Here is a 25578-nt window from a genome sequence, read left to right on the forward strand (position 1 = left end):
GCATCGGCCACATCATGGAGATGATCACTGTGCCCGCGGGCGAGGTGACGCTGGCCGACCGGCGGACCCAGCGGAACTGGACCGTCGATGTCGCGTCCTTCCTCCTCGCCCCGGTGCCGGTCACCCGCGAGCCCGGCCGGCTCCCGCTCGTCGACGTCTCGTGGCAGGACGCCCTCGCGTTCTGCAACACCCTGTCCGAACGTGACGGCCTGGCTCCCGCCTACCGGCTGGATTCCCCGGCCTGGGACCGTGCGGCGAACGGCTATCGGCTGCCCTCAGAAGCGGAATGGGAGCACGCTTGCCGCGCCGGCACGACCGGTCCCCGCTACGGGCCGCTCGACGAGATCGCCTGGTACCGCGAGAACTCCGCGGAGACCGTGCACGAAGTCGGCGGCAAGGCGCCCAACGCCTGGGGCCTGCACGACATGCTCGGCAACGTCTGGGAATGGTGCTGGGACGTGTACGACGCCGAGGTGTACGGCGAGTACCGGGTCCTGAAGGGCGGCGGCTGGTTCGACGAGCACTGGAGCTGCCGGGTTTCGGTCCGGCGTCGCAGCCACCCGACCTTCCGTGTCGACGACGTCGGCTTCCGGCTCGCCCGGTCACTGTGACCCCGCCTCCGCGACATGATGATCACGCGATTGAATGGCGGCGAGGACACCCGGCCAGGGTGTCGGACACTGGAGGAAACCGTGACCGGAACCGCTCCCCGAGACGTCGAACGCGTCTACTCCACCGCCGACGTCGTCGCGAAACTGCGCCGGCTCGCCGACGCGCTCGAATCCGAGACCTCTTTCCGCATCCAGATCGCCGGGGAACGGTTCCGCGTCCCCGCCCGCGCGCAGTTCTCGATCGAGCACGAGCGCGGTGACGGCGAAGAAGAGGTCGAGTTCCAGCTGAAGTGGAAGATCGAGGAGACCGACTCGGACGACGACTCCGAGGGCACCGTCGTCTGATCCGCTGTCCACAAAGGACCTGGGCGGGCTCGTGTTTCCACGGCGGGCCCGCCCGCTTTTCCTGTCGCGAAAGCCACTTTCAGGACATCAGGCGTCGCGAAAGTGGCTTTCGCGACGCGCCCGCGCGGCACCGGGCTCTCAGGGTGACCGCTCACCCGGCGGCGTTGCGAAGGCCTCTTTCTAGTGAGCCGTAGGGCAAAGGTGTCCTCCCGGGGGGGCGAGTCCGTGAAGGCCTCCTTACTTACTCTCAGGGTGGGGAAGGAGGCCTTCACGGACCGGCGCTCGGAGGGGGTGCTCGGCGAGGTGAAGGGAGCTTTCCCCTCATCGCACGCGAGGAAAGTCCCCTTCGCCACAGGTGGTGCGGTCCTGATGGGCGACGGAAGGCTAGGACACGTCGCGAAAGTGGCTTTCGCGACGTCACGTGTCCCGAAAGTGGCTTTCGCGACACCGAAGCCCGCATCCAGCAAGCGCCCGAACACGCCACATTTTCCCTACGGGTCAATAACGTTGAAGGTTGCGAAAGTGGCTTTCGCAACACGCCCCCGGAACCCGCGTCGCCGCTCAGACGATGCCGCCGTTGGCGCGAAGGACCTGGCCGTTGACCCATCGCGCCGGTCCGGCGAGGAACGAGACGACCTCGGCGATGTCGGACGGGGTGCCGAGGCGTTCGAGCGGGGGTTGCGCCGCCATGCTCGCGATGGTCGCCTCGTCCTTGCCGTCGAGGAACAGCGCCGTGGCGGTCGGGCCGGGGGCGACCGCGTTCACGGTGATGTCGCGACCGCGTAGTTCGCGGGCGAGGACCAGGGTGATCGCCTCGACCGCGCCCTTCGAGGCGGCGTAGGCCGCGTATCCCGGCAGTGCGAGGCCGAGCACCGACGTGGAGAAGTTGATGATCGCGCCACCGTCGCGGACGCGGCGGGCGGCCTGCTGATCGACCACGAAGGTGCCGCGGACGTTGGTGCGGTGCAACCGGTCCAGCCGGTCGAGGTCCAGCTCGGCCACCGGCGCGAGGTACATGGTGCCCGCGGCGTGGACCACTACGTCGACTCCGCCGAAGGCCTTCTCCGCGGTGTCGAACACGGCCGCGACGGCCTGCTCGTCGGCGACGTCGGCCTGTGCCGCGATCGCCTGGCCTCCGCCCGCGGTGATCGCGTCGACCGCGGCTCGCGCCTCGTCCTTGTTTCCGCCGTATACGACGACGACCGCGAATCCGTCGGACGCCAGCCGCTCGGCCGACTGCCTGCCGATACCCCGCGAACCGCCGGTGACGATCGCTACGCGTGCCATGTCAGTGCTCCCATCAGGGGTTTCCGTCGATAACGAGATCACCGTATCACCGATATCGAACCACTGCTACCCGATCGGTGTTATCATCGCTACATGACGTCGACGACGAAAGACCGGTTGATCCACGCGGCGGCGGAGCTCTTGAAGGAGGGCGGGCGCGAAGCGCTGTCGACGCGCGCGGTCAGCGCCGCCGCCGGGGTGCAGGCGCCGACGCTCTACCGGACCTTCGGCGACAAAGACGGTCTTCTCGATGCCGTCGCCACGTACGGCTTCAAGAGCTACCTGGAGGGGAAGCATGCTCTCGGACAGACCGACGACCCGGTGCGCGACCTCCGGCGAGGCTGGGATCTGCACGTCGAGTTCGGCTTGCACCAGCCCGCCTTCTACATGCTCATGTACGGCGAGCCGCGGGTCCGCGAAGCACGTCAGGAGGCCGACGCGATGCTCCGCCGGATCATCGAACGCATCGCCGAGGCCGGCAGGCTGCGGGTCCCGGTCGAACTGGCCGCGCAGCTGGTGCACGCGACCGGGATGGGGGTGATTCTTTCGTTCCTCGCGAGCCCGCCGGAGCAGCGCGATCTGGACCTGATCATCGCCGCGCGCGAACACGTGATCGCGGCGATCACCACCGGCGGCGCGGACAAGGCTTCGGACATCCCCAGCCGCGCGATAGCGCTCAAGGCCGCGCTGGAGAAGGAACCCGGTGACGTTCTGACCCCCGCCGAGCGGGCGATGCTCGGCGAATGGCTCGACCGGCTCGCACGCTGAGCTACCGGCCGACACCCTTCGCCGCCGCGACCGCCTGCCCGGCGTAGGACCGTCCGAAAAGGACGGTGTGCACCAGGAGCGGGAAAAGCTGGTGCGCGCCGATCCGGTCGGTCCAGCCGTCGGCGAGCGGGGCGACCTCCTGGTAGGCGGCGAGCACCCGGTCGAGCAGCGGGCAACCGAACAACTGCAGCATCGCCAGATCGGTTTCGCGATGGCCGCCGTGCGCGGCCGGGTCGATGAGCGACGCCTCGACGGCGCCCCACAGCACGTTTCCGTTCCACAGGTCACCATGCAGGCGAGCGGGAGGTTCGGACACTTCGGGCAGCCGGGCGCAAGCCTGCTCGATGACAGCGGCCTCGTCACCGGTCAGAGTGCTCTCGTCGACCGCGCGACGGACATAGGGCAGGACCCGGTGCTCGGCGTACCACGTCGGCCAGTCTTCGCCCCGCGTGTTCTCCATCGGGGCCAGGCCGATCCACGCGTCGGCCGGCCCGTCCGGCGGCGCCGCGCCGAACGCGGGCGCGCCCGCCGCGTGCAATTCCGCGAGCCCCCTTCCCAGCCGCTCCGCCGCGTGATGCGTCGGTCGCCCGCCACCGACCAGGTCCGTGACCAGCCACTCGCCGTCGTGGCCGCGAACCTCGGGCACCCGCACCGCCCCGGCCTCCCCCAGCCACCGCAGCCCGGCGGCCTCGGCCGGTGCCGCGTTCCGGGCGTGGCCCCGTTTGACGACCACCGTGTCGCCGCTGTCGAGTACCACCTCGGTCACCTCGCTCGACAGGCTTCTCTGCCCGGCGACGGCACGTCCGGTGATCTTCGTGGCAGCCTCGGCAGGCGTCGAAACCTGAGTCATGCTCGCAACCTACCTCCGCCGATCGGGTGAACGCTCGTTGTACGGAGGCAAATCCGCGTGCGTGCGCTTTCGAGAGATGAACGGCCTTCACCGGTGCGGAACGAACAGACCCGGCGGCTTCCCGACCTCGGTCGGACTGCATCCGGTCAACGCCCGGAACTCCCGGACGAGATGTGCCTGGTCGCTGTAGCCGCCGGAATGCGCGACCTCCGCCCAGGAAAGCGACGGCACCCGGTCCAGCAGCGCCAGCACGCGATTGAGCCGGGCGATCCGGCCGACCGTGCGGGGGTTCAGCCCGATCTGGTCCCGGAAGCGGACGTTGAGGTGCTGCCTGCTCCAGCCGATCTCGTCGGCGAGGGCGTCGACGCGGACGGGCCCCGCGGAAAGCCTGTCCCAGGCGTACCGGACAGGTGCGGCCAGCGTGGGGCCGCGAGCGAGCCTCGCCGCGAGGTACTCGTCCAGCAGCCGGAACCGCTCCGGCCAGTCCGCCGCCTCGGCCAGCCGTTCGGTCAACGACGCGGACGGCAGCAGCGCCGACGCCGCGACGACCGAATTCGCCAGTTCCCGCAACGGAATCCCGAACAACGCGTACGAACCGAGCGGAGTCAGGGTGACGATGATCCCCCGCGAGGCTCCGGCCTGATCGACGCGCAACGGCCGGTCCCGCAAACCCAGCACCGGCGAAACCGGGAGTCCGGGCGCCCTGGCCGGCGCGCCGATGTCGATCACCCAGGTGAGCACGGACAACGGGGTGACCTGCCAGGAGCAGGCGCCCGCGTCGGGAAGATCGTGCGCGACATAGCTCGACACGTGGGCGGCGAGGCCGGGGTGCGGCCACCGGAGAACCCGCTCGCCTGGTGCGCGGACGATCTCCCGCCGCGGCACCACGAGACCCCACCCGCCCATGCGGTCATCTTACTTTCGTTCAAGACCCGGACGACGGCGTTGCCTAGCGTTCCGCTCATGAACAAAGTCGGGGGATTCAGAAATCCGGTGGCCGAACAACGCTATTTCGCCGCCTACGACCGCGCCATGGCCGAATGCCCGGAACCGGGAACGATCTTCGACGTCGAAACGCGCCACGGCACCACGCGGGTCTATCGCTACGGCGACGGCGGCGCTCCGATCGTCCTCTTGCCGGGGCTCCTGGCGACCTCGGCCTGCTTCGCGGCGCTCATTCCCGCCTTGGCCGAACGGCACACGGTCTACGCGATCGACACTCTCGGCGAAGCGGGCCGCAGCGTGCAAAAGGCGCCGTTCACCGACGTCCGCGACCGCGCGAGTGCTCTCGATGATGTCTTCGAGAACCTGGGGCTGACCGGCGTGCGCCTCGTCGGTGGCTCGACCGGTGGCTGGCACGCGGTCAACCAGGCGATCCACGCGCCCGGACGGCTCGCCTCCATCGTGTTGCTGGACGCGACGACCGTCTCGGCGCCGTTCGCCCGGAAGGTGCTCTGGTACGGCTTGGCCGCGGCCGCGCTCGACAGTGAGAGGCTGTGGCGCCGGTTCTTGCTCTGGTCCGCCGGCGAGGACGTGCTCGACCAGCCCGCCGCCCGGCTCGTACTCGCCGGGATCCGGTGCTATCGCGCCCGGATACCGTTCCAGGCCTGCCCGGCCGAGGAGGTGGTGCGGTCCATCGAAGTTCCCACGCTCGCGGTGTTCGGCGGGCGCAGTGTCGTGCACGATTCCGCCGCTGCCGCCGCGCGGCTGAAGAACCTGCTCCCCCACGCCGACGTCGAAATCCTGCCGGACGCCGGCCACTATCTCTTTCTCCGCCCCCAGGATCGCGCTCTGATCCTCGGCAAGCTCGCTTAAGCAGCCACCGCTCCGGAGCCTCGGCTTGCCGCGGCCAAACTGGCGCGGCACGCGGCGATCAGCCGGGCCGACGCCGCGCTTTCGCCATGGCCGCACCGAGGGCAGGACATCGTGACGTCGCCCGACAGCTCGTCGACGGTGACGATCAGCGCGGTCGCGCACGAACGGCACCAGCGGTGGCGGGTGATCGGGTTGACGTGCACCGGGGAAGCCACACACTGGTGGATCCAGCGGCCGTGCACGTGGCAGGTCAGGCGGTCGTCCGGGGACAGGCGGCCGACGTCTTCGGCGTCGTCCTCCATCGCCAGCAGAACCGGCAGGGTGCGGCTCACCGGGTGCAGCCGCGTGGTCGAGGCCAGTGTCGTGGTGTTCATCGCTTTCTCCTTCCGGCTCCTATCAAGACGTCGAACGGGCAGCGCCAGATACGACACGTCCGGTCAACGTTTCGCCGAAACCTCCCTCAGCAGGGTGAATTGATCTTGGTCGAATCCGAACCGTTACCCCATTCGGGTTAAGCGCGCGTATCTTTCGGATCATGACGTCCGCACTCGTTCCACTGTCCACATCAGACAGTCGCGGACCCGGCTACCTGCTGTTTCCGCCGGCGGGTGGGACCAGCCGGGCATTCGACGCGCTCGCGGGCGCGGTCGACGCGGACCTCCGGGCCTTCGAATATCCGGGGCACGGCGAACGGCTCGCGGAATCACCGGCCTCCTCTTTCGAAGATCTCGCCGCGGGCCTGGCGGCCGCCACACCGAAGGCCTGGTTCTCCCGCTCCGTGACGATCGGGTTCGGAATGGGCGCCTTCGTGGCCTTGGAGACCGCGCAACGGCTCGGCGTCGCCCCCGGCGCGCTGATCGTCGTGGACGCGTGCGCCCCGCAGCGGCGCTCACCGGACAAGAACGCCAAGGCGGGCGCGTCGGCGATGGGGCGGGTCTTCGGCCGCACCGGGCTCACCCCTGTCGCGGGCTACCGCGACTCCCCCGAAAGCTGGGAGTACGCGCTGGACCTGCTGCTCGGTGACCTCCAGTTGCTGAACACCTACCGCGGGCCCGCCAGGGCCCGGCTCCCGTGCCCGATCGCGGCGATCCGCGGTAGCGACGATCCCTCGTCCGCCTCGGGCGACGACGCCACCGGCGGGTGGCGGGTCTGGACGTCCGGTCCGTTCGTGGGGCGCGTCGTACCCGGTGGATATCTTGGCGTTCTCGAGGCCGGCCGGGAGGCGGAGTTCTGGGCCCGGATCCGGAGGCTGGAAGCGGCCTTCGTGGGCGTCGAACCGGAAGTCGCCTAGGCAGGCGACGTACACCGGGGACGTCGTCCGACGGTAGCCGCGCCCGAACCATCCTCCTGGTTTCGCGGGAGGAATCAGGATGCTCAGCAGGAGAACGACGCCGGCCAACTGAGCGTCGGCTACGCCGACATCATCACCGCGCTGTGGCCCGGACGGGGCAAAGCGCTGGTCTCAGGAGGCCCCGGCGGAGTTCGCCAAGGCCGTCCTGGACGTCGACCGGTTCTAGCGGGCCCCGGTGAGGTGTTCGAGGGCGAGCTGGGACAGCCGGATGAAGCCGTAACCACGTTCCGCGGCCTTGTCCGGATCGAAGTCCTCGAACGCCGATCGGTCCGCCAGCAGATCCGCCGCCGTCTCGCCCTCGCCGAGAGTCGGCGTCGCCAGCCCGGGGACGAGCGCGGCGTCCAGCGCGGCACGCACCTCGGGATCGGCGCGGAACGCGCGCGCCCGTTCGGCGAACAGGAGGTAACTCGCCATGTTGGCCTCGGCGCTGGCCCAGACGCCGTCCGTGTTCTCCGTGCGCAGCGGCTTGTAGTCGAAATGCCGCGGCCCGTCGTAGCCGCCGTGCTCCAGCAGATCGACGAGGAAGAACGACGACAGTACGTCGCCGTGCCCGAACACGAGGTCCTGGTCGAACCGAGGCCCGCGCTGGCCGTTGAGGTCGATGTGGAACAGCTTGCCCTGCCACAAGGCCTGGCCGATGCCGTGGACGATGTTGAGCCCCGCCATCTGCTCGTGCCCGACCTCCGGGTTCACGCCGACGATCTCGTGGTTGTCCAACGTGGAGATGAACGCGAGCGCGTGCCCGATGGTCGGCAGCAGGATGTCGCCGCGTGGCTCGTTCGGCTTCGGCTCTAGCGCGAGCCGGAGGCCGTAGCCCTGATCGATGACGTACTGGGCGAGGAAATCGATCCCCTCGCGATAACGGTCCATCGCCGCGCGGACGTCCTTCGCGGCGTCGGTCTCGCTGCCTTCCCTGCCGCCCCAGAGCACGAACGTCGACGCGCCGAGCTCGGCGGCGAGGTCGAGGTTGCGGAGCACTTTCCGCAACGCGTAACGGCGGACGTCGCGGTCGTTGCTGGTGAGGCCGCCGTCCTTGAAAACGGGGTGGCTGAACAGGTTCGTGGTGACCATCGGGACGACCAGACCGGTCTCGGCGAGCGCGCCCTGGAAACGTTCGAGGTGCCGGGCGCGTTCCGCGTCGGCCGAGCCGAACGGGACGAGGTCGTCGTCGTGGAAGGTGATCCCCCAGGCGCCGAGATCCGAGAGGCGGTGCACGGCTTCGACCGGGTCGAGCGGAGGACGGCTCGCCGGACCGAACATGTCGTTCGCCTGCCAGCCCACGGTCCACAGCCCGAAGCTGAACTTGTCCTCACGCGTCGGCGCCTGAGCCATGTCGCCTCCCAATTAGTTTGATGCCTGAACTTATCGACGCCACAGTGGCGGGTCAAGGCTTTCGTTCAGGCATCGAACGAATACAATCGCGCGATGATCGGCACGCGCCCGGCGGGACAGCACACCGTGCGACAGCACAACGCCGCCCTCGTCCTCGGTGCGATCGCGGACGGCCCCGGCACGTCCCGGGCGGGCCTCGCCGCCGCCACCGGGCTCACGAAGGCCACCGTGTCGACCGTGGTCGACCGCCTGATCGCGGCGGATCTCGTGGCCGAAGGCGAACCGGAACAGCGCGTCGGTCCCGGCCGCCGCGGCACCGTGCTGACACTCTCCCCCACCGGCCCGCATGGGCTCGGCGTCGAGATCGGCGTCGACTACCTGGCGTCCTGCCTCGTCGATCTGACCGGCACCGTCCGGGCGCAGGAGGTCCGGTACGCGGACAACCGCACGCCGCGCGTCTTCCAGCGGGTCTCGGCGTTCCTGCGCAAAGCACGGAAGCACGCCGACGCGCTGGGCGTCCCGGTCGGCGGCGTCGGTATCGCGGTCCCGGGCCTGGTCGAATCCGGACTCGTCCGGCTCGCGCCCAACCTGGGCTGGCGCGACGTCGACCTCGCCGACCGGCTCGGCGGGACGTTCACCGTCGCCAACGAGGCGAACTTCGCGGCACTGGCCGAGCTCTGGCACGGCTCGGCGTTGCCGGATTTCGTCCACGTGTCCGGGGAGATCGGGATCGGCGCGGGCATCGTGCTCGACCGCGCCCTGTTCGAAGGGGTCCGCGGGGCGGGCGGCGAGATCGGCCACCTGCCGGTGGCGCCCGACGGCCCGCCGTGTTCGTGCGGCGCGAACGGCTGCCTGGAACGGATGGCCGGCCAGGAGGAGATCCTGCGGCTCGCGGGCGCGGACACGGTGGACGCTCTCGTCGCCGCGCTGGAATCCGGCGCAAACGCGGCGGTTTCCGCCGTGTCCACCGCCGCCGGCCATCTCGGCGTCGGACTGTCCACAGTGGTCAACCTGATGGACGTCCCGGCGGTGGTGCTAGGCGGAACCTACGCGCGGCTGGAGCCGTGGCTGCGAGAGCCACTCCTCGCCGAGCTGGAACGCCGCGTGCCCAGCACCGCGTGGTCGCCGGTGCGGGTCATCCGCTCGTCGCTCGGCACCGGAGCCGCCGTTCGCGGAGCCGCCGGGTCGGTGATCCGCGGCATCCTCGCCGATCCCGAGCACCATCTCACGACTCACTGGCCATCCGATCAGGACGCTCAGGGTCGGTGACCCCGGGCAACGACGCTTCGATCGCCTGCGCGCGCTCCTCGATGTCCGCGCGCCGAACCCGCCGGGCGTAGGCGATGAGTTCGTCGCGATCCGCGTGCGGGAGCCAGCCCTGCTCGCAACCGGTCTCCAGCCGCACGAGGTAGCGCACCAGCTCCGCCGACTCGGCGCCGAACTCACGCATGCGGCGCGTCAGCAATTCCGCCGCGGCGAGGTAGCCGTTGTTCCACGCGTGGACCGCGAGCAGTTGCGCGGTCGCGGCGAGGATGTCGCCGAGGTGGAATCCGCCCTCCGCCGCGAGATGCCCGGCGATCCGGAAACTGCGTCTGCCCTCGCCGACCGGCCCCTCCTCGCGAATCGCTTCGAGCAGCGCCCCGATCTGCCGTGTCAGGTAGTCCTGACCCGCGTCCTCCACCGTCACCGCATTCCTCCACCCAGTCGCCATGATCGCAGGTAGGTGTCAAGAGGAGGTACGTCAGATACATCGAATGCCGAACCGTTATCACCCGAATGGCGCGTGTCGTCCAACAGGATGCCGCGTCCCGGCATCCCTCGTCCGGCGTCGACGCAGCCGAGCCGGCACTTGGTGTCGGTCCCCGGCTCGTAGCACATGGCCGGTACGGGACGCGACGCCGGTTCCGACCGCGAACAGGCACAGCACACGCGCCACGATTCCTCCGCCTCCGCCCTTGAACCCGCCTGTATTCGGCGGCAGGGCGGAGAGCGTTACAGCGTTCCCGGGGTCAGCTCGTGGTGGCGGTGTTGATCGCTCGCGCGTAGTCGGCGGCCGTGCCTTGCGCCGAACACTTCTCGATGTCGTCGTAGAGCCACATGAAGCCACCCGGGATCCCCGCGGACGACTTCCAGGCCCGCATCTTGCTCTCCACCTGAGCGGGCGAATCCCCCGCCGCGCAGCCGGAGCCGTTCTTGCTCCAGAGCCCCGGATCCACCGCCATCCCGAGCGACCGCGTCCAGGCCGCCGGGTCGTTGCCGCTGCCACCCGCGTATGCCTGCAGGTACACCCGATCGACCAGGCTGCCGAGCCCGTTCTTCACGCCCTGCCAGTACGACACCGCGGTGTACGGAGCGAGCGTGAAGTTCCGATAGCCCATCGCGTTCGCCATCCGCGCGAAGGTGACGGTGGAGTCGACGTCGTAGTGCGCTTCGTCGTCGTTGTTGATCGCGTCCGCGCCGGTGGCGTTCTTCAGCGCCAGGAAGTTGCGGTACAGCACGGTGCCGCTGCCGGTGCCGTCGCGCGTGATCAGGTTGTCGATGGCTTCCCAGTCCGGTGTGCCCCACGCGCCGACCGAAACCTCGATGCGATCGACCGAAGTCGGCGCCTGCTTCAGCGTCCGTAGCCGCGCAGGCCATCCCGCGTCGCCGACGTACTGGCCGTCCTTCACCACGAGGTGGTCGTTGTAGTACAGATCGCCGTTGTCGTGGACGTGCACACTCCACAGGATGACCGTGGTGAAACCCGACGACCGCAAGACGTCCATGACACCCTGACCGTCCTGGTAGAACGGTCCCCCGCCGTAGATCGCGGACCTGCCGGCCGCGGCGGGACTCACCTGCGCTTCGGCGGTGTCCGGTCGGCTCGTTTGGACGATCGACGCGGCGACCACCAAGGCCACCGCCGTACGCACCCAGGTCCACCGCATCAGGTCAGCTCCCTTCGGCCTGCTTCGGAGGGTATGAGATTTTCCAACGGTACGGCCAGGTTTGTTCGGCGACCTGTCCGGTGAAATGGACCGTTCGGCTCACGCCGCCAGTCGCTCGGCGACCAGGAGCGTTCCCACAACGATCATCGACGCGCCGGAAATACGGGAAACGACGCGGGAAACGGCGGGGCGAGCGCGCAGCAAGGCTTGTGCCCCCATGCCGACGCAGGGGTAGACCATCGCGCAGGTGCCGACGAAGGTGAGGCCGAGCACGGCCAGCTGGACCGGGATCGGCCAGCGCGCGGCGGGGTCGGTGAACTGCGGCAGCATCGCGACGAAGACCAATAGTCCCTTGGGGTTCAGCCCACTGACCGCCATCCCTTCGAGCAGCGTTCCGCCCCGGCCCCCGACGGGGGCGCTGCCCGGCGTCGACGGATGGCGCACCGTCTTGAAGCCGAGCCAGATCAGGTAGAGCCCGCCGGAGACGGTGAGCGCGAGCAAGGCGGCCGGCGTCGACGCGACGAGGACGCCCAGTCCCGCGGCGACGACCACCGTCATGGCCAGGTAGCCGAGAACTATGCCGCAGGCGGCCGGCAGGACCTGGCGGCGCAGTCCGGCGCTGATCGCGAAAGCCCAGTCGGCGCCGGGTACCGCGATGAGCAGGGCCGCGACGCCCCAGAAGGCGAGAACGGATCCGAGAGACATGCTCGAAAGCTATTCGCGATCCAGCCGAAGGTGCTTTCAACTTCTGCCTCGTAGCACGCCCAGCATGGAAGAATCTTCTCTATGGACGCTATCGACCGGAAGATTCTTGCCATCCTGCAGGAAGAGGGACGCCTGACGCTCACCGAACTCGCCGAGCGAGTCCAGCTGAGCGCGTCGCCGTGTCACCGCCGGCTGCGCGCGCTTGAACGGGACGGCACGATCAGCGCGTACCGGGCGGTGGTCGATCCCGCCGCGCTGGGGCTGAACTTCGAGGCGCTCGTGTTCGTCACCATGCGGCAAGAGGACCGCGAGACGCTGCTGGGTTTCGAAGACGCCGTCGCGCGGATCCCGAACGTCCTGCTCGCGCAGCGTCTTTTCGGCGACCCCGACTACCTGCTGCGCATCGTCACCGCCGACCTCGCCGCGTATCAGCGGCTCGAGGACGACGTGCTGTCCGCGCTGCCGGGAGTGCAGCGGCTGAACTCGACGCTCGTGATGAAGCAGGTGGTCAACGACCGGCCACTGCCCACCACGGCCTCGTGAGCGGGTCCGAAGTCCGTGAACACAGGCGGCGCGGCGTGGCCGGATGCCGCGCTCGGGTGTTCCGCCGCTGATCACGCGAGGGCGTACCACGTCCTCGTGAGCGGGGGCGACTGTGTGGATTTTGGGGCGTTGGATGACCAGGAATCCACACAGTCGCCCAGTGACCGGTCCGCTCACGGAGGGGTGACAACCACGCCTATCGACCAGGGGCGGCCAGATCGGCCATCGCCGGCAAGTGAGCGAATACCCGTCCGAGCCGAAACCGTCCTCACCACTCACGAGGGGCGGAGCCCGGCTGCTCCTCGAAGATCAGCCAAGTCCGCGTCGAGCGCACGCCGTCCAGCGCCTGCAACCGTTCCAGCACGACGTCCCGAAGCGAGGCGTTGTCCGGCGTGCGCACCAGCAACAGGATGTCGAAATCGCCGCCGACGAGCGAAACGTGTTCGACGAACGGGATCTGCCGCAGCTCGGCCGACATCGTCCGCCATGAGGTCTGCTCGACGGTGATCAGGATGTACGCGCTCGTTCCCAGCCCAGCCCGCCGCGGGTCGATCCGGGCGCCGAAGCCGGTGATGACGCCTTCGGACATCAGCCGGTCCAGTCTCGCGTAGGCGTTGGTGCGCGAGATGTGCAGACGGTCCGCCAGCGCGCGGACGGCGAGCCTGCCGTCGGCGGTCAGCTCGGCGAGGATCGCGCGATCGATGTCGTCGAGGGCAAGGACCGTTCGTCCCGGATCCCGCCCGTGAGCCACGCCACTACTGGACGGTTGGCTCGGCTGAACCGATTCGGCGGACAGTTTGTCGCTCATTTCGCGTGCCTCTTGAACACTGGGACTCCGGAAACCACCATCTCAGCATCATATGTCTGTGAAAGGTGGTGCTGCGCCATGTCGCGGGAGACCCCTGCCGCCGCGTTGCTGCCGTCCGAAGTCCCGGTGCGGTTCCTCGCCGAGGACGGCACGCGCGTCGACGAGCACGGTCACTACGCCGAGCCGCCCTCCGAGCGGCTCGTCGAGGCCTATCGGCTGATGGTGCTCGGCCGCCGGTTCGACGCCCAGGCGACCGCGCTGACCAAGCAGGGTCGTCTCGCGGTCTACCCGTCGAGTGCCGGTCAGGAGGCCTGTCAGGTCGCGAGCGCGCTCGCCCTCACCGACGCCGACTGGCTCTTCCCCACCTACCGCGACTCGGTCGCGCTGGTCGCCCGCGGGCTCGAACCGGGCGAGATCCTGACGCTGCTTCGCGGCGACGCGCACTGCGGCTACGACCCTGCCAAGACCCGTGTCGCTCCGCAGTGCACCCCGCTGGCGACGCAGACCCTCCACGCCGCCGGGCTCGCCCACGCGATGCGGCGCCGCGGCGAGGACAGCGTCGCGTTCGCGCTCATCGGCGACGGCGCCACCAGCGAGGGCGACTTCCACGAGGCACTCAACTTCGCGGCCGTGTTCAAGGCGCCGGTGGTGTTCTTCGTGCAGAACAACGGTTTCGCGATCTCGGTGCCGTTCGAGAAGCAGAGCGCCGCCCCCGCGCTGGCCTACAAGGGCGTCGGGTACGGCGTCCGCTCCGAGCAGGTCGACGGCAACGACGCCCTCGCGGTCCTTTCCGTGCTGGACGACGCCGTCGCGCACGCGCGTTCCGGTCGCGGGCCCGTCCTGGTCGAGGCGCACACCTACCGGATCGACGCGCACACCAACGCCGACGACGCGACCCGTTACCGCGACCAGGCCGAGGTCGAGAAGTGGCGCGCGGCCGATCCGGTGCGCCGTCTCGAAACGTATCTGACGAACGAGAATCTGGTGTCCGGCACAGATATCGAGCGATTCCGGGCCGAGGCGGAGGCGTTCGCCGCCGGGGTGCGCGACACCCTCAATGCCGACGTCGAGCCCGACCCCTTGTCGCTGTTCGAGCACGTGTACGCCGTCCCGACCCGCCAGCTGGCCGCCCAGCGGGCACTGGTCGCCGCCGAACTGGAGGCCCGATGACCGAGATCTCGATGGCCCAGGCGCTCAACGCCGCCCTGCGCGACGCGGTCAAGGACGACGACCGCGTGCTCATCTTCGGCGAGGACGTCGGCCCGCTCGGTGGTGTGTTCCGGGTGACCGACGGCATCACCGCCGATTTCGGCGAGGAACGCTGTTTCGACACGCCGCTGGCCGAATCCGGCATCGTCGGCTTCGCGGTCGGGATGGCGATGGGCGGGTTCCGCCCCGTGGTCGAAATGCAGTTCGACGCGTTCGCTTATCCCGCCTTCGAGCAGATCACGTCGCACGTCGCGAAGCTGCGGAACCGCACCCGAGGCGCGCTGTCGCTGCCGATGGTCATCCGCGTCCCCTACGCGGGCGGAATCGGCGGCGTCGAGCACCACTGCGATTCGAGCGAGGCGTACTACACCCACACGCCCGGCCTGCGGGTCGTCACGCCAGGCACACCCCAGGATGCCTACGACCTCCTGCGCGACGCGATCGACTCACCGGATCCGGTGATCTTCCTCGAACCCAAATGCCGCTACTGGTCGAAGGAGCCCGTGTCCTTCACCCGGGAGGGGGCGGCCATGGACCGCGCGGTCGTACGCCGCGAGGGCAAGGACGTCACGCTGATCGCGTACGGCCCGATGGTCGCCACCGCGCTGGAGACCGCGGAGGCCGCGACCGCCGAGGGCTGGGACGTCGAGGTCGTCGATCTCCGGTCGCTCAGCCCGTTCGACGACGAGACCGTGACCGCTTCGGTGCGCCGCACCGGACGCGCGGTCGTCGTCCACGAGGCCGCCGGGTTCGGCGGCTACGGCGCCGAGGTCGTCGCCCGGGTCACCGAGCAGTGCTTCCACCAGCTGCACGCGCCGGTCCTGCGGGTCACCGGGCTCGACATCCCTTATCCCCCGCCGAAACTGGAGCGCCATCAGCTTCCGGACGTCGACCGGATCCTGGACACCGTCGCCCGGCTGCAGTGGAACGACGAACCGGTGGTGGCCGGTGCCTGATTTCCTGCTCCCGGACCTCGGCGAGGGGCTCACCGAAGGCACCATCGTCACCTGGCTGGTCGCGGAGGGCGACACCGTCGGGGTCGACCAGCCCGTCGTCGAAGTGGAGACCGCGAAGGCCGCGGTCGAGGTGCCGGTGCCGTTCGCCGGCGTCGTCACCCGCCTCCACGGCGAACCCGGTCAGTCGCTGCCGGTCGGCGCTCCCCTGCTCACCATCGGCCCCGGTTTCACCGAACCCGGCGTGACGACCGCGAGCGAAGGCAGTGGCAACGTCCTCATCGGCTACGGCACGACCACCAGGACGAGGCGCCGCCGCACGCGCACCGTCGTGGCCACCCCGGTCGAACCGTCGAAGGCGCCCGGCGTGATCTCCCCGTTCGTCCGCAAGATGGCCGCGGACAACAAGATCGACCTGACGAAGCTGACCGGAAGCGGACCGGGCGGGATCATCCGGCGCGCCGACGTCGAAGCGGCGCTCACCGTCCCCGAGCCGCGGGACGGCGAAACGCGGATCCCGCTGACGGGTGTCCGCAAGGCGGTCGCCGACAAGTTGACGGCTTCCCGCCGTCAGATCCCCGAGGCGACGGTCTGGGTGGACGTCGACGCGACCGGGCTCGTCGCGGCGCGCAAGTCGCTCAACGCCTCGGCACCGGATCGCCCGGTGAGTCTTTTGGGTCTCGTCGCCCGATTCGCCGTGGCAGGCCTGCGGAAGTATCCGGAGCTGAACTCGCGCGTCGAGGGCGACGAGATCGTCCAGCTGAGGGACATCAACCTCGGTTTCGCCGCGCAGACCGACCGAGGGCTCGTCGTGCCGGTGGTCCGCGACGCCGGCTCACTGTCCACAAGGGAGCTTTCGGCCGCGATCGGTGACCGGACGGCACAGGCCAGGGACGGAAAGCTCGGCCCAGCGGGCCTCACCGGCGGGACCTTCACGGTCAACAACTACGGCGTGTTCGGCGTCGACGGCTCGGCCGCGATCATCAATCACCCGGAGGCGGCGATCCTCGGCATCGGCCGGATCATCGACCGCGCCTGGGTGGTCGACGGCGAGCTCGTGGCACGCGAGATCTGCGAGCTGACCCTGGCGTTCGACCACCGGGTGTGCGACGGCGGGACCGCAGGCGGATTCCTGCGGTTCGTGGCCGACTGCGTCGAGTCCCCGGTCACCGCGCTCGGGGAGCTCTGAGCGGGCCGCACAACCCGCGGTTGTGCCCCGCCAACGACCCGTTGTTCGACTTGCGCGTCCCGGCTTGCTTGGATCTCGCGAGTGGGTGGGAGATCGCTGGGGCGACGGTTCGGCTGGTTGTGGGCGGCGTACGCGGCGAGCGCGTTCGGGACCAGGTTCGCGTTCGACGCGTTCAGCCTGATCGCCATCGTGGCGCTGGGCACGGACACCACGGAGGTGTCGCTCCTGGCGTCCGCCGGGCTCGTCGCCGGTGCGGTGGTCGCGCTGCCGCTCGGCCCCTGGGTCGAGTTCCGCCGCAAACGGCCGGTGATGATCGCGATGGATCTCGTCCGGTGTGGCGCGCTGCTGACCGTCCCGGTGGCGTACGCGTTCGGGCTGCTCGGTTTCGGCCAGCTTCTCGCCGTGTCCGTCGTCGTCGCCGCGGCCGACATCACGTTCCTGGCGGCGAGTGGGGCGTTCCTCAAAACCTTGCTGCCGCGGGAAGACCTGCTGGTCGCGAACGCCCGGTTCGAATCGACGACCTGGACGGCGACCGTCCTCGGCCCGCCGCTGGGCGGCTTCGCCGTCGGCCTGTTCGGGCCGGTGATCACGATCGCCGCCGACGCGGTCAGCTATCTGCTTTCGGCGCTCGGGATCCGGGCTGCCGGTGGTTCGGAGCCGCCACCCGCGAAACCGGAAGGGCCCCGCCTGACCGGCCGCGACCTGCGGGAAGGCTGGCGGTTCATCCTCACCCACCCATTGCTGCGGCCGCTGTTCGTCAACACGATCGTGGTCAACGGCCTGATCATGGCGACCGCGCCGCTGATGGCCGTCCTGATGCTCGGACACCTCGGTTTCGCTCCGTGGGAGTACGCGGTGGCCTTCGCCGTGCCATGTCTCGGCGGGCTGATCGGGGCGAGGCTCTCGCGGACCGTGGTCGCCCGGTACGGCCGGGACAGGGTCCTCTTCGTCGCCGGTTGGCTGCGGATCTGCTGGCCCGTCGGGCTGGTGTTCGTCCAGCCCGGTGTTCCCGGCCTGATCCTGGTGATCGTCGTCGAATTCGGCCTGATCACCTGCATCGGCGTCTTCAACCCGGTACTCGCCACCAGCAGGCTCGAACAGGTTCCCCTCGACCGCGCGGCGCGGACGCTGTCGGCCTGGTCGATCGCCGGCAAGCTCACCACCGCGTCACTGACCGCGATGTGGGGCCTGCTCGCCGCCTTCACCGGACCTCGCGCGGCGGTCGGCATCGCGGGCGCGCTCATGCTGGCGACCCCGCTCCTGCTCCCCCGAAACCGTCGGACCCCTGTGCCAGTATCCGCACATGCCGATCAACAGAGTGGTCACCGACCTCGAAACCCGGACGCTGGAGGAAGCGAAGGCCTTCTACGTGCAGGTGCTCGGCTTCGCGGTGGTGATGGACCACGGCTGGATCGTGACCCTGGCCGATCCGGAGCGGCCGGAGGTCCAGCTGAGCCTCATGACCCATGACGAGACGGCGCCCGTCGTGCCGGTCGCCTCGATCGAGGTCGACGACGTGGACGCGCGCTACGCGGCGGCCAAGAAATCCGGCGCCGAGATCGTGCACGAACTGACCGACGAGCCCTGGGGTGTGCGGCGGTTCTTCGTCCGCGATCCCAGCGGTCACGTGATCAACATCCTGTCCCACCGCTGACGGCCGAAGGGGGTTTCATCAAAATTTCATGACTCGTCCCTAGCGTTCGAACACGCACCGTAGTCGAACGAAAGGAACGACGTATGAAGAAACTCAGGGGGGTCCTGGCTGCCACCGCGCTGGCCGCCGGCCTGCTCGGCGCCGTCGCGCCGACGGCACAGGCCGACCAGGCGCGCTATTACCTCCTCATCGGCGGCACCTGCGACGGGGCCGCGACCGTGTACAACGACGCCTGGTTGCGGGGCGGGATCAAGAAGGTGGTCCACTACCCGGCAGGGGCAGCCGGAGCACCGAACTGCGACCAGACGCCGATGGACCAGAGCGTCGCGCGCGGGCACGAAGAAGCCCGTCGTGTCGCCCAGAGCGCCTTCGACGAGAACCCCGGCGCCGAATTCACCGTCGTCGGCTACTCGCAGGGCGCGCTGGTCGCGAACCTGGTGCTCAACGACATCGCCGACGGGAAACTGGCCGTGGACAAGTCACGGTTCAGGGCGAAGATCTTCGCCGACCCGATGCAGCCCGTCGGTCCGCCGGGACGCGGGATCAGCGCGGTGCTCCCGGCGGGTACGGGTGCGCCGTCGCCGTTCGGCGGCTACGTGTCGTTCGGCCCCGGCCGCACCGACTTCGGTGGCATCCCGTACATCCGCTACTGCATCGAAACCGACGGTGTCTGTCACTTCGACACCATCGAAGCGCCGGGCGGGTACTTCGCCCAGCACCTGTGTTACCAGTGGGCGCGTCCTGCCGATCGCCGGTCGATCATGGAGGACACGATCGCGGACGGCGTGTACACCAACGGATCGCACGCGCTGCCGCGGCAGAACTGCAGTCCGCCGTGGCCGGTGGCCTGACCGGCTGAAGACGGCTGTCACCCGGCGCCCGATCGCCGGGTGACAGCGGTTCGGGCGATGGCCCGCCCACAGTGCCGTGGGCGGGCCATCGTCGAGCTACCGGACCGGCTCCACCGGTGCCGGAGCATGGCCGGTCGGCCTGGCGGTGAACGTGCCCCGGCCTTGGGTCCGGCTGCGCAAGCGCGTCGCGTAGCCGAACAGTTCGGCCAGCGGCACGGTCGCGGTGACCACGGTCGTTCCCGCGCGCACCACCGAACCCAGCACCCGGCCACGCCGGGCCGCGAGGTCACCGAGCACCACGCCGACGGCGCTTTCGGGCACGGTGACGGTCACTTCCGCGACCGGCTCCAGCAGTGTGATCGTGCCGGCGGCCAAAGCCGCCCGGAGCGCGAACCGCCCTGCCGTCCGGAACGCCATCTCCGACGAGTCCTTCGTATGGGTGGCCCCGTCGGTCAGGGTGACCCGGACACCGGTCACCGGATGCCCACCGAGCGGGCCTTCGGCCAGCGCGTCACGGCAACCCGCCTCGACGGCGCGGACGTATTCCCTCGGCACCCGGCCACCGACCACAGTGGACTCGAACGCGAAGTCCCCTCCCTCCATCGGTTCCGTGTCGATGACGACGTGGGCGAACTGCCCGGCGCCGCCATCCTGCTTGACGTGGCGGTAGACGAAACCGGACACACCGCGCGCCACCGTCTCCCGGTAGGCGACCCGAGGCCGCCCGACGCCGACGTCCAGCCCCTGGTCGCGCCGGATCTTCTCCACCGCCACCTCCAGGTGCAGCTCACCCATTCCCGAGAGCAGGGTCTGGCCGGTCTCGCGATCGGTCCGGATGACCAGCGACGGGTCCTCTTCGACCAGCCGCGCCAGCGCCGTCGTCAGCCGTTCCGTGTCGGTTCCCGTCCGTGCCTCGACGGCGACCGACACGACCGGATCGGCCACGACGGGCGGCTCGAGCAGGAGTGGCGCCGACGGGGTGCACAGCGTCGTGCCGGCGCGCGCCGTTTTCAGCCCGACCACCGCGACGATGTCGCCCGCGACGGCACTGTCCACCCTGGTGTGCCGGTCCGCCTGGACCCGCAGGATGCGGCCGACTCTCTCGACACGACCACCACCCACGTCCATCACCGCCTCCGAAGTCCGGATCGTGCCCGAGTAGACCCGCAGGTACGTCAGCCGCCCGGTGGCGGTCGAGGTCACCTTGAACACCAGTGCCGCGAACGGTGCCGACGGATCGGCCCGCCGTTCCTGGGCCGTGCCTTCGTAGTCGCCCCGGACCGGTGGAACATCCGACGGCGAGGGCAGATACGCCACCACCGCTTCCAGCAACGGCTCCACACCGCGGTTCCGGTAGGCCGAGCCGCACAGCACCACGACGCCCTCTCCCGTGCGGGTCAGCTCGCGCAGCGCCGAGACCAGCGTGCCGGTCGACACCGCCGAGGATTCGCAGAACTCCTCCAGCGCGGCCGGATGGAGTTCCGCCACAGCCTCTTCGAGCAGCCGGCGGCGCCGGTTCGCTTCGTCCACAAGGGACTCCGGAACCGGTCCTTCCCCGGCCCGGCCGGCGCCGTCGGCCCAGACGAGAGACCGCATCCGCAGCAGGTCGACGACGCCCACGAAACCGTCTTCGGCCCCGATCGGCAGCTGGACCACCAGCGGACGCGGATGCAGCCGCTCCCGGATGGACTCCACGGCCGCGTCCAGGTCGGCGCCCGCGCGATCGAGTTTGTTGACGAACGCGATCCGCGGTACACCGTGCCGATCGGCCTGGCGCCACACCGATTCGCTTTGCGGTTCGACCCCGGCGACGCCGTCGAAGACCGCGATGGCACCGTCGAGGACCCGGAGCGACCGCTCGACCTCGTCGGAGAAGTCGACGTGGCCGGGCGTGTCGATCAGGTTGACGAGATGGCCGTCCCAGGTACAGCTGACGGCGGCGGCGAAGATGGTGATGCCGCGGTCTCGCTCCTGGGAATCGAAGTCGGTCACGGTCGTGCCGTCATGGACCTCACCGCGTTTGTAGGTGGTGCCGGTGACGTACAGGATCCGTTCGGTGAGGGTGGTCTTGCCGGCGTCGACATGGGCGAGGATGCCCAGATTGCGGACAGCGGACAGCGGAACGGTGCGCATGGCGCGGGCCTTTCGAAAGTGATCTCCAGAGCTCGGATCGCGCGATTCGGGCGAACGCGGGCAGGCGCCCTCGCCGTCGAGCACGACGGGAAGGGCGCGAAGAAGTCAGGCGTTCGTCAGCGAGCCGGTGCTAGCCGCGCGGCAGGCACCGGAAGCGCGGAGACACGAGGATCACCTCGTAGCGGGCCGAGGAAACGACGACGGCGTGGTGATGACGCACTGTCCTGTCCTTCCTCGCCGGGATGATTCGCCAGGAGTGTAGCCATCCGGATGTGGGCCGGGAACCGGTTTTCCGCGGATTCGGCGGAAAACCGGGCGGAGCCGATGAGTTTCCGGTGATCATGGGCTCCGTACGGCCCACGAGGTTCTTGGCCGTCGGGGTCTTGCTGGGTGCTGGGCTTGGCCAGCTGTCGCGAAAGCCACTTTCGGGACACCTGATGTCCCGGAAGTGGCTTTCGCGACACCGCCTCCAGTACTCCCATGCTTCACGGACCGGAACCTGGGGCCTGCAGCAGCCGGAACCCGGATCGCCCACTCACGCCCCCCGCCCCGTCACCTGCAGAACGCGGCGTCCACAGTGGCCATGACCGCTTGGGAACCCTTCTCCCCGTCGCCGAAGGTACCCGGCATCGCGGTCACCGCGAGCCCGACGATCCGGCCGTCCTCCGTGGCCCCGCCGCGGGTTTCGAAGCCGTGGATATCCCCGCCGTGCCCCCAGTACACGCCACCGCAGCTGAGCGGATTGCTCATCAGGCCGAGGCCGTATTTCGTACCGGGGAACAGGGGTGCGTCGACCGTCTTCCGCATTTCGGCCAGCTGAGCGGCGGGCAGCAGCCTGCCGTCGAGCAACACCTTGAAGAACTTGCCGAGGTCACTGGGCGTCGAGATCAGCTGCCCCGCGGCTCCGCCCCAGGACGGGTCCAGCTCGGTCGCGTCGACCACCTTTCCGGTGGCGGCGTCGCCGATGGCGTAACCCTGCGGGTGCCGTCCCTGGATCGTCTGGTCGCCGACCTGCGGCCAATAGGTCTGCTTGAGTCCCGCCTTCTTGATGACGCGTTCGGTGATCTGCTCCTGGAGCGGGCGTCCGGTCACCTTCTCGATCAGCATGCCGGCCAGCAGGTAGCCGGTGTTGCTGTACTCCCATTTGGTGCCGGGCGCGAACTTCGCCGGGTGACGCAAGGCCGCGGCGAGCAGTTCGTGGACCGGGAAGTACCTGTGCTGAACCTGCTCGAAGTTCTCCAGCCCGAGGTACTCGGTGTAGTTCGGCAGCCCGCTGGTGTGCTGCAACAGCTGCCGGACGGTGATCTTGCTGCCGTCGATGCCCTCGCCACGGACGACCCCGGGAAGGTACTTCTCGATCGGCGCGTCCAGTTCCACCTTGCCCTCGGCCACCAACTGCAGGACCGCCACCGCGGTGAACGTCTTGGTGTTGCTACCCGCCCGGACCATGCCGTCCCGGGGAACCGGGACCTGACGATCGATCCGCGAAGACCCCGCGACCAGTGACGCCGTCCGCCTTCCTTCCGCCACATAGGCGAGCGCGGCCGGGAACTTCTCCTGGCGCACCAACGAGTCCAAGCTCTTCTGCAGCTCGGCCCCCTTGGCCGGGGCCGCGTCCGCCGTCGTGGTCCACGTGGCGCCCAGCAGGCCCGCCACCGTCAGGACCACGACACTCTTGCGTACGTTCATTCCCACTCCCTCGCTCGAACTGATCGACACCTACGACCCTGGCCGAACCTGACGCCGAGATCAGGAGTGCTGGCTGCCGGATCCCGGGTAGTGCTGGCACTACCGTGCCGAAAATTTTCGGACCGGAATTCGTCCCACCATTGTCCGCGCGGGCGGTGGCTGACTAAGGTCGGTTCGGTAAGTGGACTAGACCACCCGAGGCCGGGAGGCGACGATGCCCCTCGACGAACAGCAGACCTGGGCAATGCTGCGAGAGCTGGACGAACCCGGCCACTGGGAGGTGCCGCACGACTTCGACGGACCGGCCGAACGGGCCAGATTCGAGCGACTGGCCGAACGGCTCGGCCACCGATTCGGCTGCACCTGCGAAGCCGACCGCCACGTCCAGGACGCCAGCCATCTCGGCCGGATCGTGATCCCGGCGAGCGCGATCCCCGCCCGGGACCGGGTGACCGTCACGGTCAGCAATTTCGGCGGTCTCGTCGCGGTGACACTGGGGAATCCGGGCAGCTACGACGAAGACGAGGAACGGGAGTTCTTCCCGGCGTCGGCCCGGAGACAGATCGAAGACGAGCTGGCAGCGCTCGGTTACCTGCCCGTCTCCGAACACCCGTTGTGGACCAAGTACACCGGGATCAGCGGATTCGACACCCTCTACCCCCGGGACCGGCCGCCGTCGTGGTGGAACCGGTTCTTCGACTACCTCTAGACCTTGCTCGGCGCGAGCGCGCCGGCGAGTGCCGCCGCGTCCGGCACGCTGACGAGCACCTCGTCGAACGAGAGCCCGGCGGCCGCGCGATCGATTTCGATCCGGAGCCCCGGCACACCCCTGCGGACCGACACCAGCTGACGGACCCCTGTGCCCAGGCCCCAGTAGCCGACCTTCAGCACTCCGCTGATCAGTGCGCCCGCCCGTCCCCCGCGCGTCCGTCGCAAGGGCGCGTCGACCTGCTCGACGAAGTTGATCGCCGCTCGCGGCACGACCACTTCGTCGCGCCACACGGCCAGCCGTTCCCAGGACGAGAACCTCACCCGTACTCCGCCGTCGGTGATGTCCACCGTCGCCATCGTGACCACATCCCTCCATAGCCAGCTGATGTAGTTGTTATAGCAAGTGTATAGCAGATATCCTTGGCGGGTGTTGCTGACTCTCGACCTCGACAGCGAGGTTCCGATCTACCAGCAGATCCGCGACCGCGTCGTCGAAGCCGTCGCCGACGGCGTGCTGACCGAGGGCAGCGCCCTGCCCTCCACACGGCAGCTCGGCGCCGATCTCGGGATCAACTTCCACACCGTCAACAAGGCCTACGACCTGCTCCGGACGCAGGGCTTCATCCGGATCAACCGCAAGACCGGCGCGGTCGTCCGGCGCGACGCGTCCTCCGGTCCAGCGGAAGACGGCTACGCGGACGAATGGCAGGAACGGTTGCGCACCTTGCTCGCCGAAGCCGTCGCTCTGGGCCTCGGCCCGCGTGAGGTGACCAGCCGTTGCGAGTCCGTGCTGGATTCCTTCGCCGTGAGCGCCCGCCGATGACCGGACCGCTCTGGCTGAACCTGGCCTTGATCGCGTTCACCGCGGCCACCTTCGCCTCGGCACCCGCGCTGGCGCGGCCGACCCTCCCCTTCGGTGTCCGGGTCCCGGCACGGCGCACCGGCGGGGCCGTCATCCGGCGCGCGCGCCGTCGCTACACCGTGGGAATCGTGGTGGGCGCGGTCGCCGCCTGCGTCATCGTCCTCATCGGCGGTGTCGCGCCCGAGATCGTCCTGATCGGTCTCGTCGTGGTCTATTCGCTGATCGGCGGCATGGCCGGTCGGTCGATCGCCGCCGCGAAACACGAGGAGGGCTGGTACGCCGGGACAAGGCAGGCGGTCACCTCCGACACTTCGCTGCGCTCGGATCCGGTCCGTCCACAGTGGACCCTACTGGGGCCCGCCGTGCTGCTCACCGTCGTCACGGCGGTCATCGGCCTGGTCGTGGGCACGTCGAAGTTCTCGACGCTCCTCACGCAATTCCTGGTCCTCGTGCTCATCCCGCCCCTGACCGTCGCCATCTCGCGGGCCCGGCCCGAGGTCGACGCCGCACAGCCGTCCGCGTCGGCTTCGCGGTACCGGGAGTACCTGCACGGGGTGCTCAGTCTGCTGCTGGTCTCGGCGGGCTGCGTGAACGCGACCATGCTCGTCGTTTCCCTCCAGCTCTGGGAGGTCGTGGAAACGACGGTCGCGACGACGATCGTGGCCTACCTGCCCCTCCTCGCCGCTTTCCTCGCGTGGATCGTCTTCTCCGTCCGGGCGGGCGACGCCGGACACCGGTTGTCACCCACCGGCGGGGAACCGGAGACCCGGTACGAACAGCGCGACGACGACCGTTACTGGCACGCCGCGGGGATGGTCTACCTGAACCGGAACGACCCCGCGCTTCTGGTGCACCGGCGGGTCGGGACCTACTGGACGCTCAACATCGGGCATCCGATCGCCTGGGTCGTGCTCGCCGCGGTCGCCGTGCTCGGCGTACTCACCGGAATCGGCGTCGTGACCCTCCCGGCGAAGGGCGGCTGACG

28 protein-coding genes are annotated in these 25578 nt (G+C 69.3%); 16 read left to right on the forward strand and 12 right to left on the reverse strand.

Annotated features, from left to right (window positions below; translation table 11 throughout):
* The first annotated feature begins 14 nt into the window (after positions 1–14).
* Together ACOCEP_RS32380 and ACOCEP_RS32385 are read left to right on the forward strand one after the other, a co-directional pair.
* Positions 15–611, forward strand: a complete 597-nt coding sequence (locus ACOCEP_RS32380; RefSeq protein WP_482332988.1) for a formylglycine-generating enzyme family protein — start codon at positions 15–17, stop codon at positions 609–611.
* An 81-nt stretch (positions 612–692) separates the two neighbouring features.
* Complete coding sequence (locus ACOCEP_RS32385; protein WP_125677397.1) at positions 693–956, forward strand: amphi-Trp domain-containing protein; 264 nt, start codon at positions 693–695, stop codon at positions 954–956.
* Positions 957–1517: 561 nt separating this feature from the next.
* On the opposite strand, the gene ACOCEP_RS32390 is transcribed toward ACOCEP_RS32385, so the two are convergent.
* Entirely contained in the window at positions 1518–2243 is a 726-nt protein-coding gene (locus tag ACOCEP_RS32390) for an SDR family oxidoreductase (protein WP_482332990.1), read from the reverse strand.
* 93 nt (positions 2244–2336) lie between these two features.
* Here ACOCEP_RS32390 and ACOCEP_RS32395 point away from each other — a divergent pair, with 93 nt between their 5' ends.
* On the forward strand, positions 2337–3011 hold the full coding sequence (locus ACOCEP_RS32395; protein WP_482332992.1) for a TetR/AcrR family transcriptional regulator: 675 nt from the start codon (positions 2337–2339) through the stop codon (positions 3009–3011).
* Between the two features lies 1 nt (position 3012).
* Here the strand turns inward: ACOCEP_RS32395 and ACOCEP_RS32400 are convergent, their stop codons facing one another.
* Together ACOCEP_RS32400 and ACOCEP_RS32405 are read right to left on the reverse strand one after the other, a co-directional pair.
* Positions 3013–3861, reverse strand: coding sequence for a fructosamine kinase family protein (locus ACOCEP_RS32400; RefSeq protein ID WP_482332994.1), 849 nt, complete (start codon positions 3859–3861; stop codon positions 3013–3015).
* An 87-nt stretch (positions 3862–3948) separates the two neighbouring features.
* Entirely contained in the window at positions 3949–4767 is an 819-nt protein-coding gene (locus ACOCEP_RS32405) for a helix-turn-helix domain-containing protein (protein WP_482332996.1), read from the reverse strand.
* Positions 4768–4824: 57 nt separating this feature from the next.
* On the opposite strand from ACOCEP_RS32405, the gene ACOCEP_RS32410 reads away from it, so the two are divergent.
* Positions 4825–5676 (forward strand): alpha/beta fold hydrolase, encoded by an 852-nt coding sequence (locus tag ACOCEP_RS32410; RefSeq protein WP_482332998.1) that lies wholly within the window; start codon positions 4825–4827, stop codon positions 5674–5676.
* Here the strand turns inward: ACOCEP_RS32410 and ACOCEP_RS32415 are convergent.
* The gene (locus ACOCEP_RS32415; RefSeq protein ID WP_482333000.1) at positions 5673–6050 is read right to left on the reverse strand and encodes a hypothetical protein; all 378 of its coding nucleotides are present in this window, start codon (positions 6048–6050) and stop codon (positions 5673–5675) included. The two genes, ACOCEP_RS32410 and ACOCEP_RS32415, sit on opposite strands and share 4 nt — an antisense overlap.
* 161 nt (positions 6051–6211) lie before the next feature.
* On the opposite strand from ACOCEP_RS32415, the gene ACOCEP_RS32420 reads away from it, so the two are divergent.
* A complete protein-coding gene (locus tag ACOCEP_RS32420; protein WP_482333003.1) occupies positions 6212–6967 on the forward strand; it encodes a thioesterase II family protein in 756 nt (251 codons plus the stop codon).
* 222 nt (positions 6968–7189) lie between these two features.
* On the opposite strand, the gene xylA is transcribed toward ACOCEP_RS32420, so the two are convergent.
* Positions 7190–8359 (reverse strand): xylose isomerase, encoded by a 1170-nt coding sequence (gene xylA / locus ACOCEP_RS32425; protein WP_482333005.1) that lies wholly within the window; start codon positions 8357–8359, stop codon positions 7190–7192.
* 93 nt (positions 8360–8452) lie between these two features.
* On the opposite strand from xylA, the gene ACOCEP_RS32430 reads away from it, so the two are divergent.
* Entirely contained in the window at positions 8453–9628 is a 1176-nt protein-coding gene (locus ACOCEP_RS32430; protein ID WP_482333007.1) for an ROK family transcriptional regulator, read from the forward strand.
* Here ACOCEP_RS32430 and ACOCEP_RS32435 read toward each other — a convergent pair.
* From ACOCEP_RS32435 to ACOCEP_RS32445, 3 genes are all read right to left on the reverse strand, one after another.
* Complete coding sequence (locus ACOCEP_RS32435) at positions 9585–10046, reverse strand: hypothetical protein (protein WP_452022349.1); 462 nt, start codon at positions 10044–10046, stop codon at positions 9585–9587. The genes ACOCEP_RS32430 and ACOCEP_RS32435 overlap by 44 nt on opposite strands.
* Before the next feature lie 322 nt (positions 10047–10368).
* Positions 10369–11286 carry a lysyl endopeptidase gene (locus ACOCEP_RS32440; RefSeq protein WP_482333009.1) on the reverse strand — a complete coding sequence of 306 codons (918 nt, stop codon included), beginning with the start codon at positions 11284–11286 and terminating at the stop codon, positions 10369–10371.
* Between the two features lie 99 nt (positions 11287–11385).
* Positions 11386–11991: a LysE family translocator gene (locus tag ACOCEP_RS32445; protein ID WP_482333011.1), complete on the reverse strand. Its 606-nt coding sequence runs from the start codon at positions 11989–11991 to the stop codon at positions 11386–11388.
* A gap of 81 nt (positions 11992–12072) precedes the next feature.
* Here ACOCEP_RS32445 and ACOCEP_RS32450 point away from each other — a divergent pair, with 81 nt between their 5' ends.
* On the forward strand, positions 12073–12534 hold the full coding sequence (locus ACOCEP_RS32450; protein ID WP_482333012.1) for an Lrp/AsnC family transcriptional regulator: 462 nt from the start codon (positions 12073–12075) through the stop codon (positions 12532–12534).
* A 268-nt stretch (positions 12535–12802) separates the two neighbouring features.
* Here ACOCEP_RS32450 and ACOCEP_RS32455 read toward each other — a convergent pair whose 3' ends face one another.
* Positions 12803–13285 carry an Lrp/AsnC family transcriptional regulator gene (locus ACOCEP_RS32455; RefSeq protein WP_482333014.1) on the reverse strand — a complete coding sequence of 161 codons (483 nt, stop codon included), beginning with the start codon at positions 13283–13285 and terminating at the stop codon, positions 12803–12805.
* 135 nt (positions 13286–13420) lie between these two features.
* Here ACOCEP_RS32455 and pdhA point away from each other — a divergent pair, with 135 nt between their 5' ends.
* The 6 genes from pdhA (at position 13421) to ACOCEP_RS32485 (ending at position 19198) form a co-directional block, all read left to right on the forward strand.
* Complete coding sequence (pdhA, locus tag ACOCEP_RS32460; protein ID WP_482333016.1) at positions 13421–14512, forward strand: pyruvate dehydrogenase (acetyl-transferring) E1 component subunit alpha; 1092 nt, start codon at positions 13421–13423, stop codon at positions 14510–14512.
* Positions 14509–15507 (forward strand): alpha-ketoacid dehydrogenase subunit beta, encoded by a 999-nt coding sequence (locus ACOCEP_RS32465; protein ID WP_482333017.1) that lies wholly within the window; start codon positions 14509–14511, stop codon positions 15505–15507. Before pdhA ends, ACOCEP_RS32465 begins: the two co-directional genes overlap by 4 nt.
* Complete coding sequence (locus tag ACOCEP_RS32470) at positions 15500–16693, forward strand: dihydrolipoamide acetyltransferase family protein (RefSeq protein WP_482333019.1); 1194 nt, start codon at positions 15500–15502, stop codon at positions 16691–16693. The genes ACOCEP_RS32465 and ACOCEP_RS32470 overlap by 8 nt, the downstream gene beginning before the upstream one ends.
* Positions 16694–16774: 81 nt before the next feature.
* Positions 16775–18163: an MFS transporter gene (locus ACOCEP_RS32475; protein ID WP_482333021.1), complete on the forward strand. Its 1389-nt coding sequence runs from the start codon at positions 16775–16777 to the stop codon at positions 18161–18163.
* A complete protein-coding gene (locus ACOCEP_RS32480; RefSeq protein WP_482339860.1) occupies positions 18069–18347 on the forward strand; it encodes a VOC family protein in 279 nt (92 codons plus the stop codon). Before ACOCEP_RS32475 ends, ACOCEP_RS32480 begins: the two co-directional genes overlap by 95 nt.
* Before the next feature lie 83 nt (positions 18348–18430).
* The gene (locus tag ACOCEP_RS32485) at positions 18431–19198 is read left to right on the forward strand and encodes a PE-PPE domain-containing protein (RefSeq protein ID WP_482333023.1); all 768 of its coding nucleotides are present in this window, start codon (positions 18431–18433) and stop codon (positions 19196–19198) included.
* A gap of 96 nt (positions 19199–19294) precedes the next feature.
* On the opposite strand, the gene fusA is transcribed toward ACOCEP_RS32485, so the two are convergent.
* On the reverse strand, positions 19295–21331 hold the full coding sequence (fusA, locus tag ACOCEP_RS32490; protein ID WP_482333025.1) for an elongation factor G: 2037 nt from the start codon (positions 21329–21331) through the stop codon (positions 19295–19297).
* Positions 21332–21883: 552 nt separating this feature from the next.
* Positions 21884–23020 (reverse strand): serine hydrolase domain-containing protein, encoded by a 1137-nt coding sequence (locus ACOCEP_RS32495; protein ID WP_482333027.1) that lies wholly within the window; start codon positions 23018–23020, stop codon positions 21884–21886.
* Positions 23021–23234: 214 nt separating this feature from the next.
* Between ACOCEP_RS32495 and ACOCEP_RS32500 the strand changes: the two genes are divergently transcribed.
* On the forward strand, positions 23235–23729 hold the full coding sequence (locus ACOCEP_RS32500; RefSeq protein ID WP_482333028.1) for a hypothetical protein: 495 nt from the start codon (positions 23235–23237) through the stop codon (positions 23727–23729).
* On the opposite strand, the gene ACOCEP_RS32505 is transcribed toward ACOCEP_RS32500, so the two are convergent.
* On the reverse strand, positions 23726–24088 hold the full coding sequence (locus tag ACOCEP_RS32505) for a hypothetical protein (RefSeq protein WP_482333030.1): 363 nt from the start codon (positions 24086–24088) through the stop codon (positions 23726–23728). The two genes, ACOCEP_RS32500 and ACOCEP_RS32505, sit on opposite strands and share 4 nt — an antisense overlap.
* A 70-nt stretch (positions 24089–24158) precedes the next feature.
* Between ACOCEP_RS32505 and ACOCEP_RS32510 the strand changes: the two genes are divergently transcribed.
* A complete protein-coding gene (locus tag ACOCEP_RS32510) occupies positions 24159–24554 on the forward strand; it encodes a GntR family transcriptional regulator (protein WP_482333031.1) in 396 nt (131 codons plus the stop codon).
* Positions 24551–25576 (forward strand): DUF1648 domain-containing protein, encoded by a 1026-nt coding sequence (locus ACOCEP_RS32515; protein ID WP_482333033.1) that lies wholly within the window; start codon positions 24551–24553, stop codon positions 25574–25576. Before ACOCEP_RS32510 ends, ACOCEP_RS32515 begins: the two co-directional genes overlap by 4 nt.
* Positions 25577–25578: the final 2 nt, after the last annotated feature.

This window comes from Amycolatopsis sp. CA-211722, from assembly GCF_056828465.1.

Coding starts and splice junctions, on each gene's coding strand:
- ACOCEP_RS32410 (WP_482332998.1), top strand. CDS start 4,825: ATGAACAAAGTCGGGGGATTCAGAAATCCGGTGGCCGAACAACGCTAT.
- ACOCEP_RS32505 (WP_482333030.1), bottom strand. CDS start 24,088: ATGGCGACGGTGGACATCACCGACGGCGGAGTACGGGTGAGGTTCTCG.
- ACOCEP_RS32500 (WP_482333028.1), top strand. CDS start 23,235: ATGCCCCTCGACGAACAGCAGACCTGGGCAATGCTGCGAGAGCTGGAC.
- ACOCEP_RS32430 (WP_482333007.1), top strand. CDS start 8,453: ATGATCGGCACGCGCCCGGCGGGACAGCACACCGTGCGACAGCACAAC.
- xylA (WP_482333005.1), bottom strand. CDS start 8,359: ATGGCTCAGGCGCCGACGCGTGAGGACAAGTTCAGCTTCGGGCTGTGG.
- ACOCEP_RS32515 (WP_482333033.1), top strand. CDS start 24,551: ATGACCGGACCGCTCTGGCTGAACCTGGCCTTGATCGCGTTCACCGCG.
- ACOCEP_RS32415 (WP_482333000.1), bottom strand. CDS start 6,050: ATGAACACCACGACACTGGCCTCGACCACGCGGCTGCACCCGGTGAGC.
- ACOCEP_RS32495 (WP_482333027.1), bottom strand. CDS start 23,020: ATGAACGTACGCAAGAGTGTCGTGGTCCTGACGGTGGCGGGCCTGCTG.
- ACOCEP_RS32440 (WP_482333009.1), bottom strand. CDS start 11,286: ATGCGGTGGACCTGGGTGCGTACGGCGGTGGCCTTGGTGGTCGCCGCG.
- ACOCEP_RS32465 (WP_482333017.1), top strand. CDS start 14,509: ATGACCGAGATCTCGATGGCCCAGGCGCTCAACGCCGCCCTGCGCGAC.
- ACOCEP_RS32390 (WP_482332990.1), bottom strand. CDS start 2,243: ATGGCACGCGTAGCGATCGTCACCGGCGGTTCGCGGGGTATCGGCAGG.
- ACOCEP_RS32450 (WP_482333012.1), top strand. CDS start 12,073: ATGGACGCTATCGACCGGAAGATTCTTGCCATCCTGCAGGAAGAGGGA.
- ACOCEP_RS32395 (WP_482332992.1), top strand. CDS start 2,337: ATGACGTCGACGACGAAAGACCGGTTGATCCACGCGGCGGCGGAGCTC.
- ACOCEP_RS32380 (WP_482332988.1), top strand. CDS start 15: ATGGAGATGATCACTGTGCCCGCGGGCGAGGTGACGCTGGCCGACCGG.
- ACOCEP_RS32485 (WP_482333023.1), top strand. CDS start 18,431: ATGAAGAAACTCAGGGGGGTCCTGGCTGCCACCGCGCTGGCCGCCGGC.
- fusA (WP_482333025.1), bottom strand. CDS start 21,331: ATGCGCACCGTTCCGCTGTCCGCTGTCCGCAATCTGGGCATCCTCGCC.
- pdhA (WP_482333016.1), top strand. CDS start 13,421: ATGTCGCGGGAGACCCCTGCCGCCGCGTTGCTGCCGTCCGAAGTCCCG.
- ACOCEP_RS32420 (WP_482333003.1), top strand. CDS start 6,212: ATGACGTCCGCACTCGTTCCACTGTCCACATCAGACAGTCGCGGACCC.
- ACOCEP_RS32405 (WP_482332996.1), bottom strand. CDS start 4,767: ATGGGCGGGTGGGGTCTCGTGGTGCCGCGGCGGGAGATCGTCCGCGCA.
- ACOCEP_RS32445 (WP_482333011.1), bottom strand. CDS start 11,991: ATGTCTCTCGGATCCGTTCTCGCCTTCTGGGGCGTCGCGGCCCTGCTC.
- ACOCEP_RS32400 (WP_482332994.1), bottom strand. CDS start 3,861: ATGACTCAGGTTTCGACGCCTGCCGAGGCTGCCACGAAGATCACCGGA.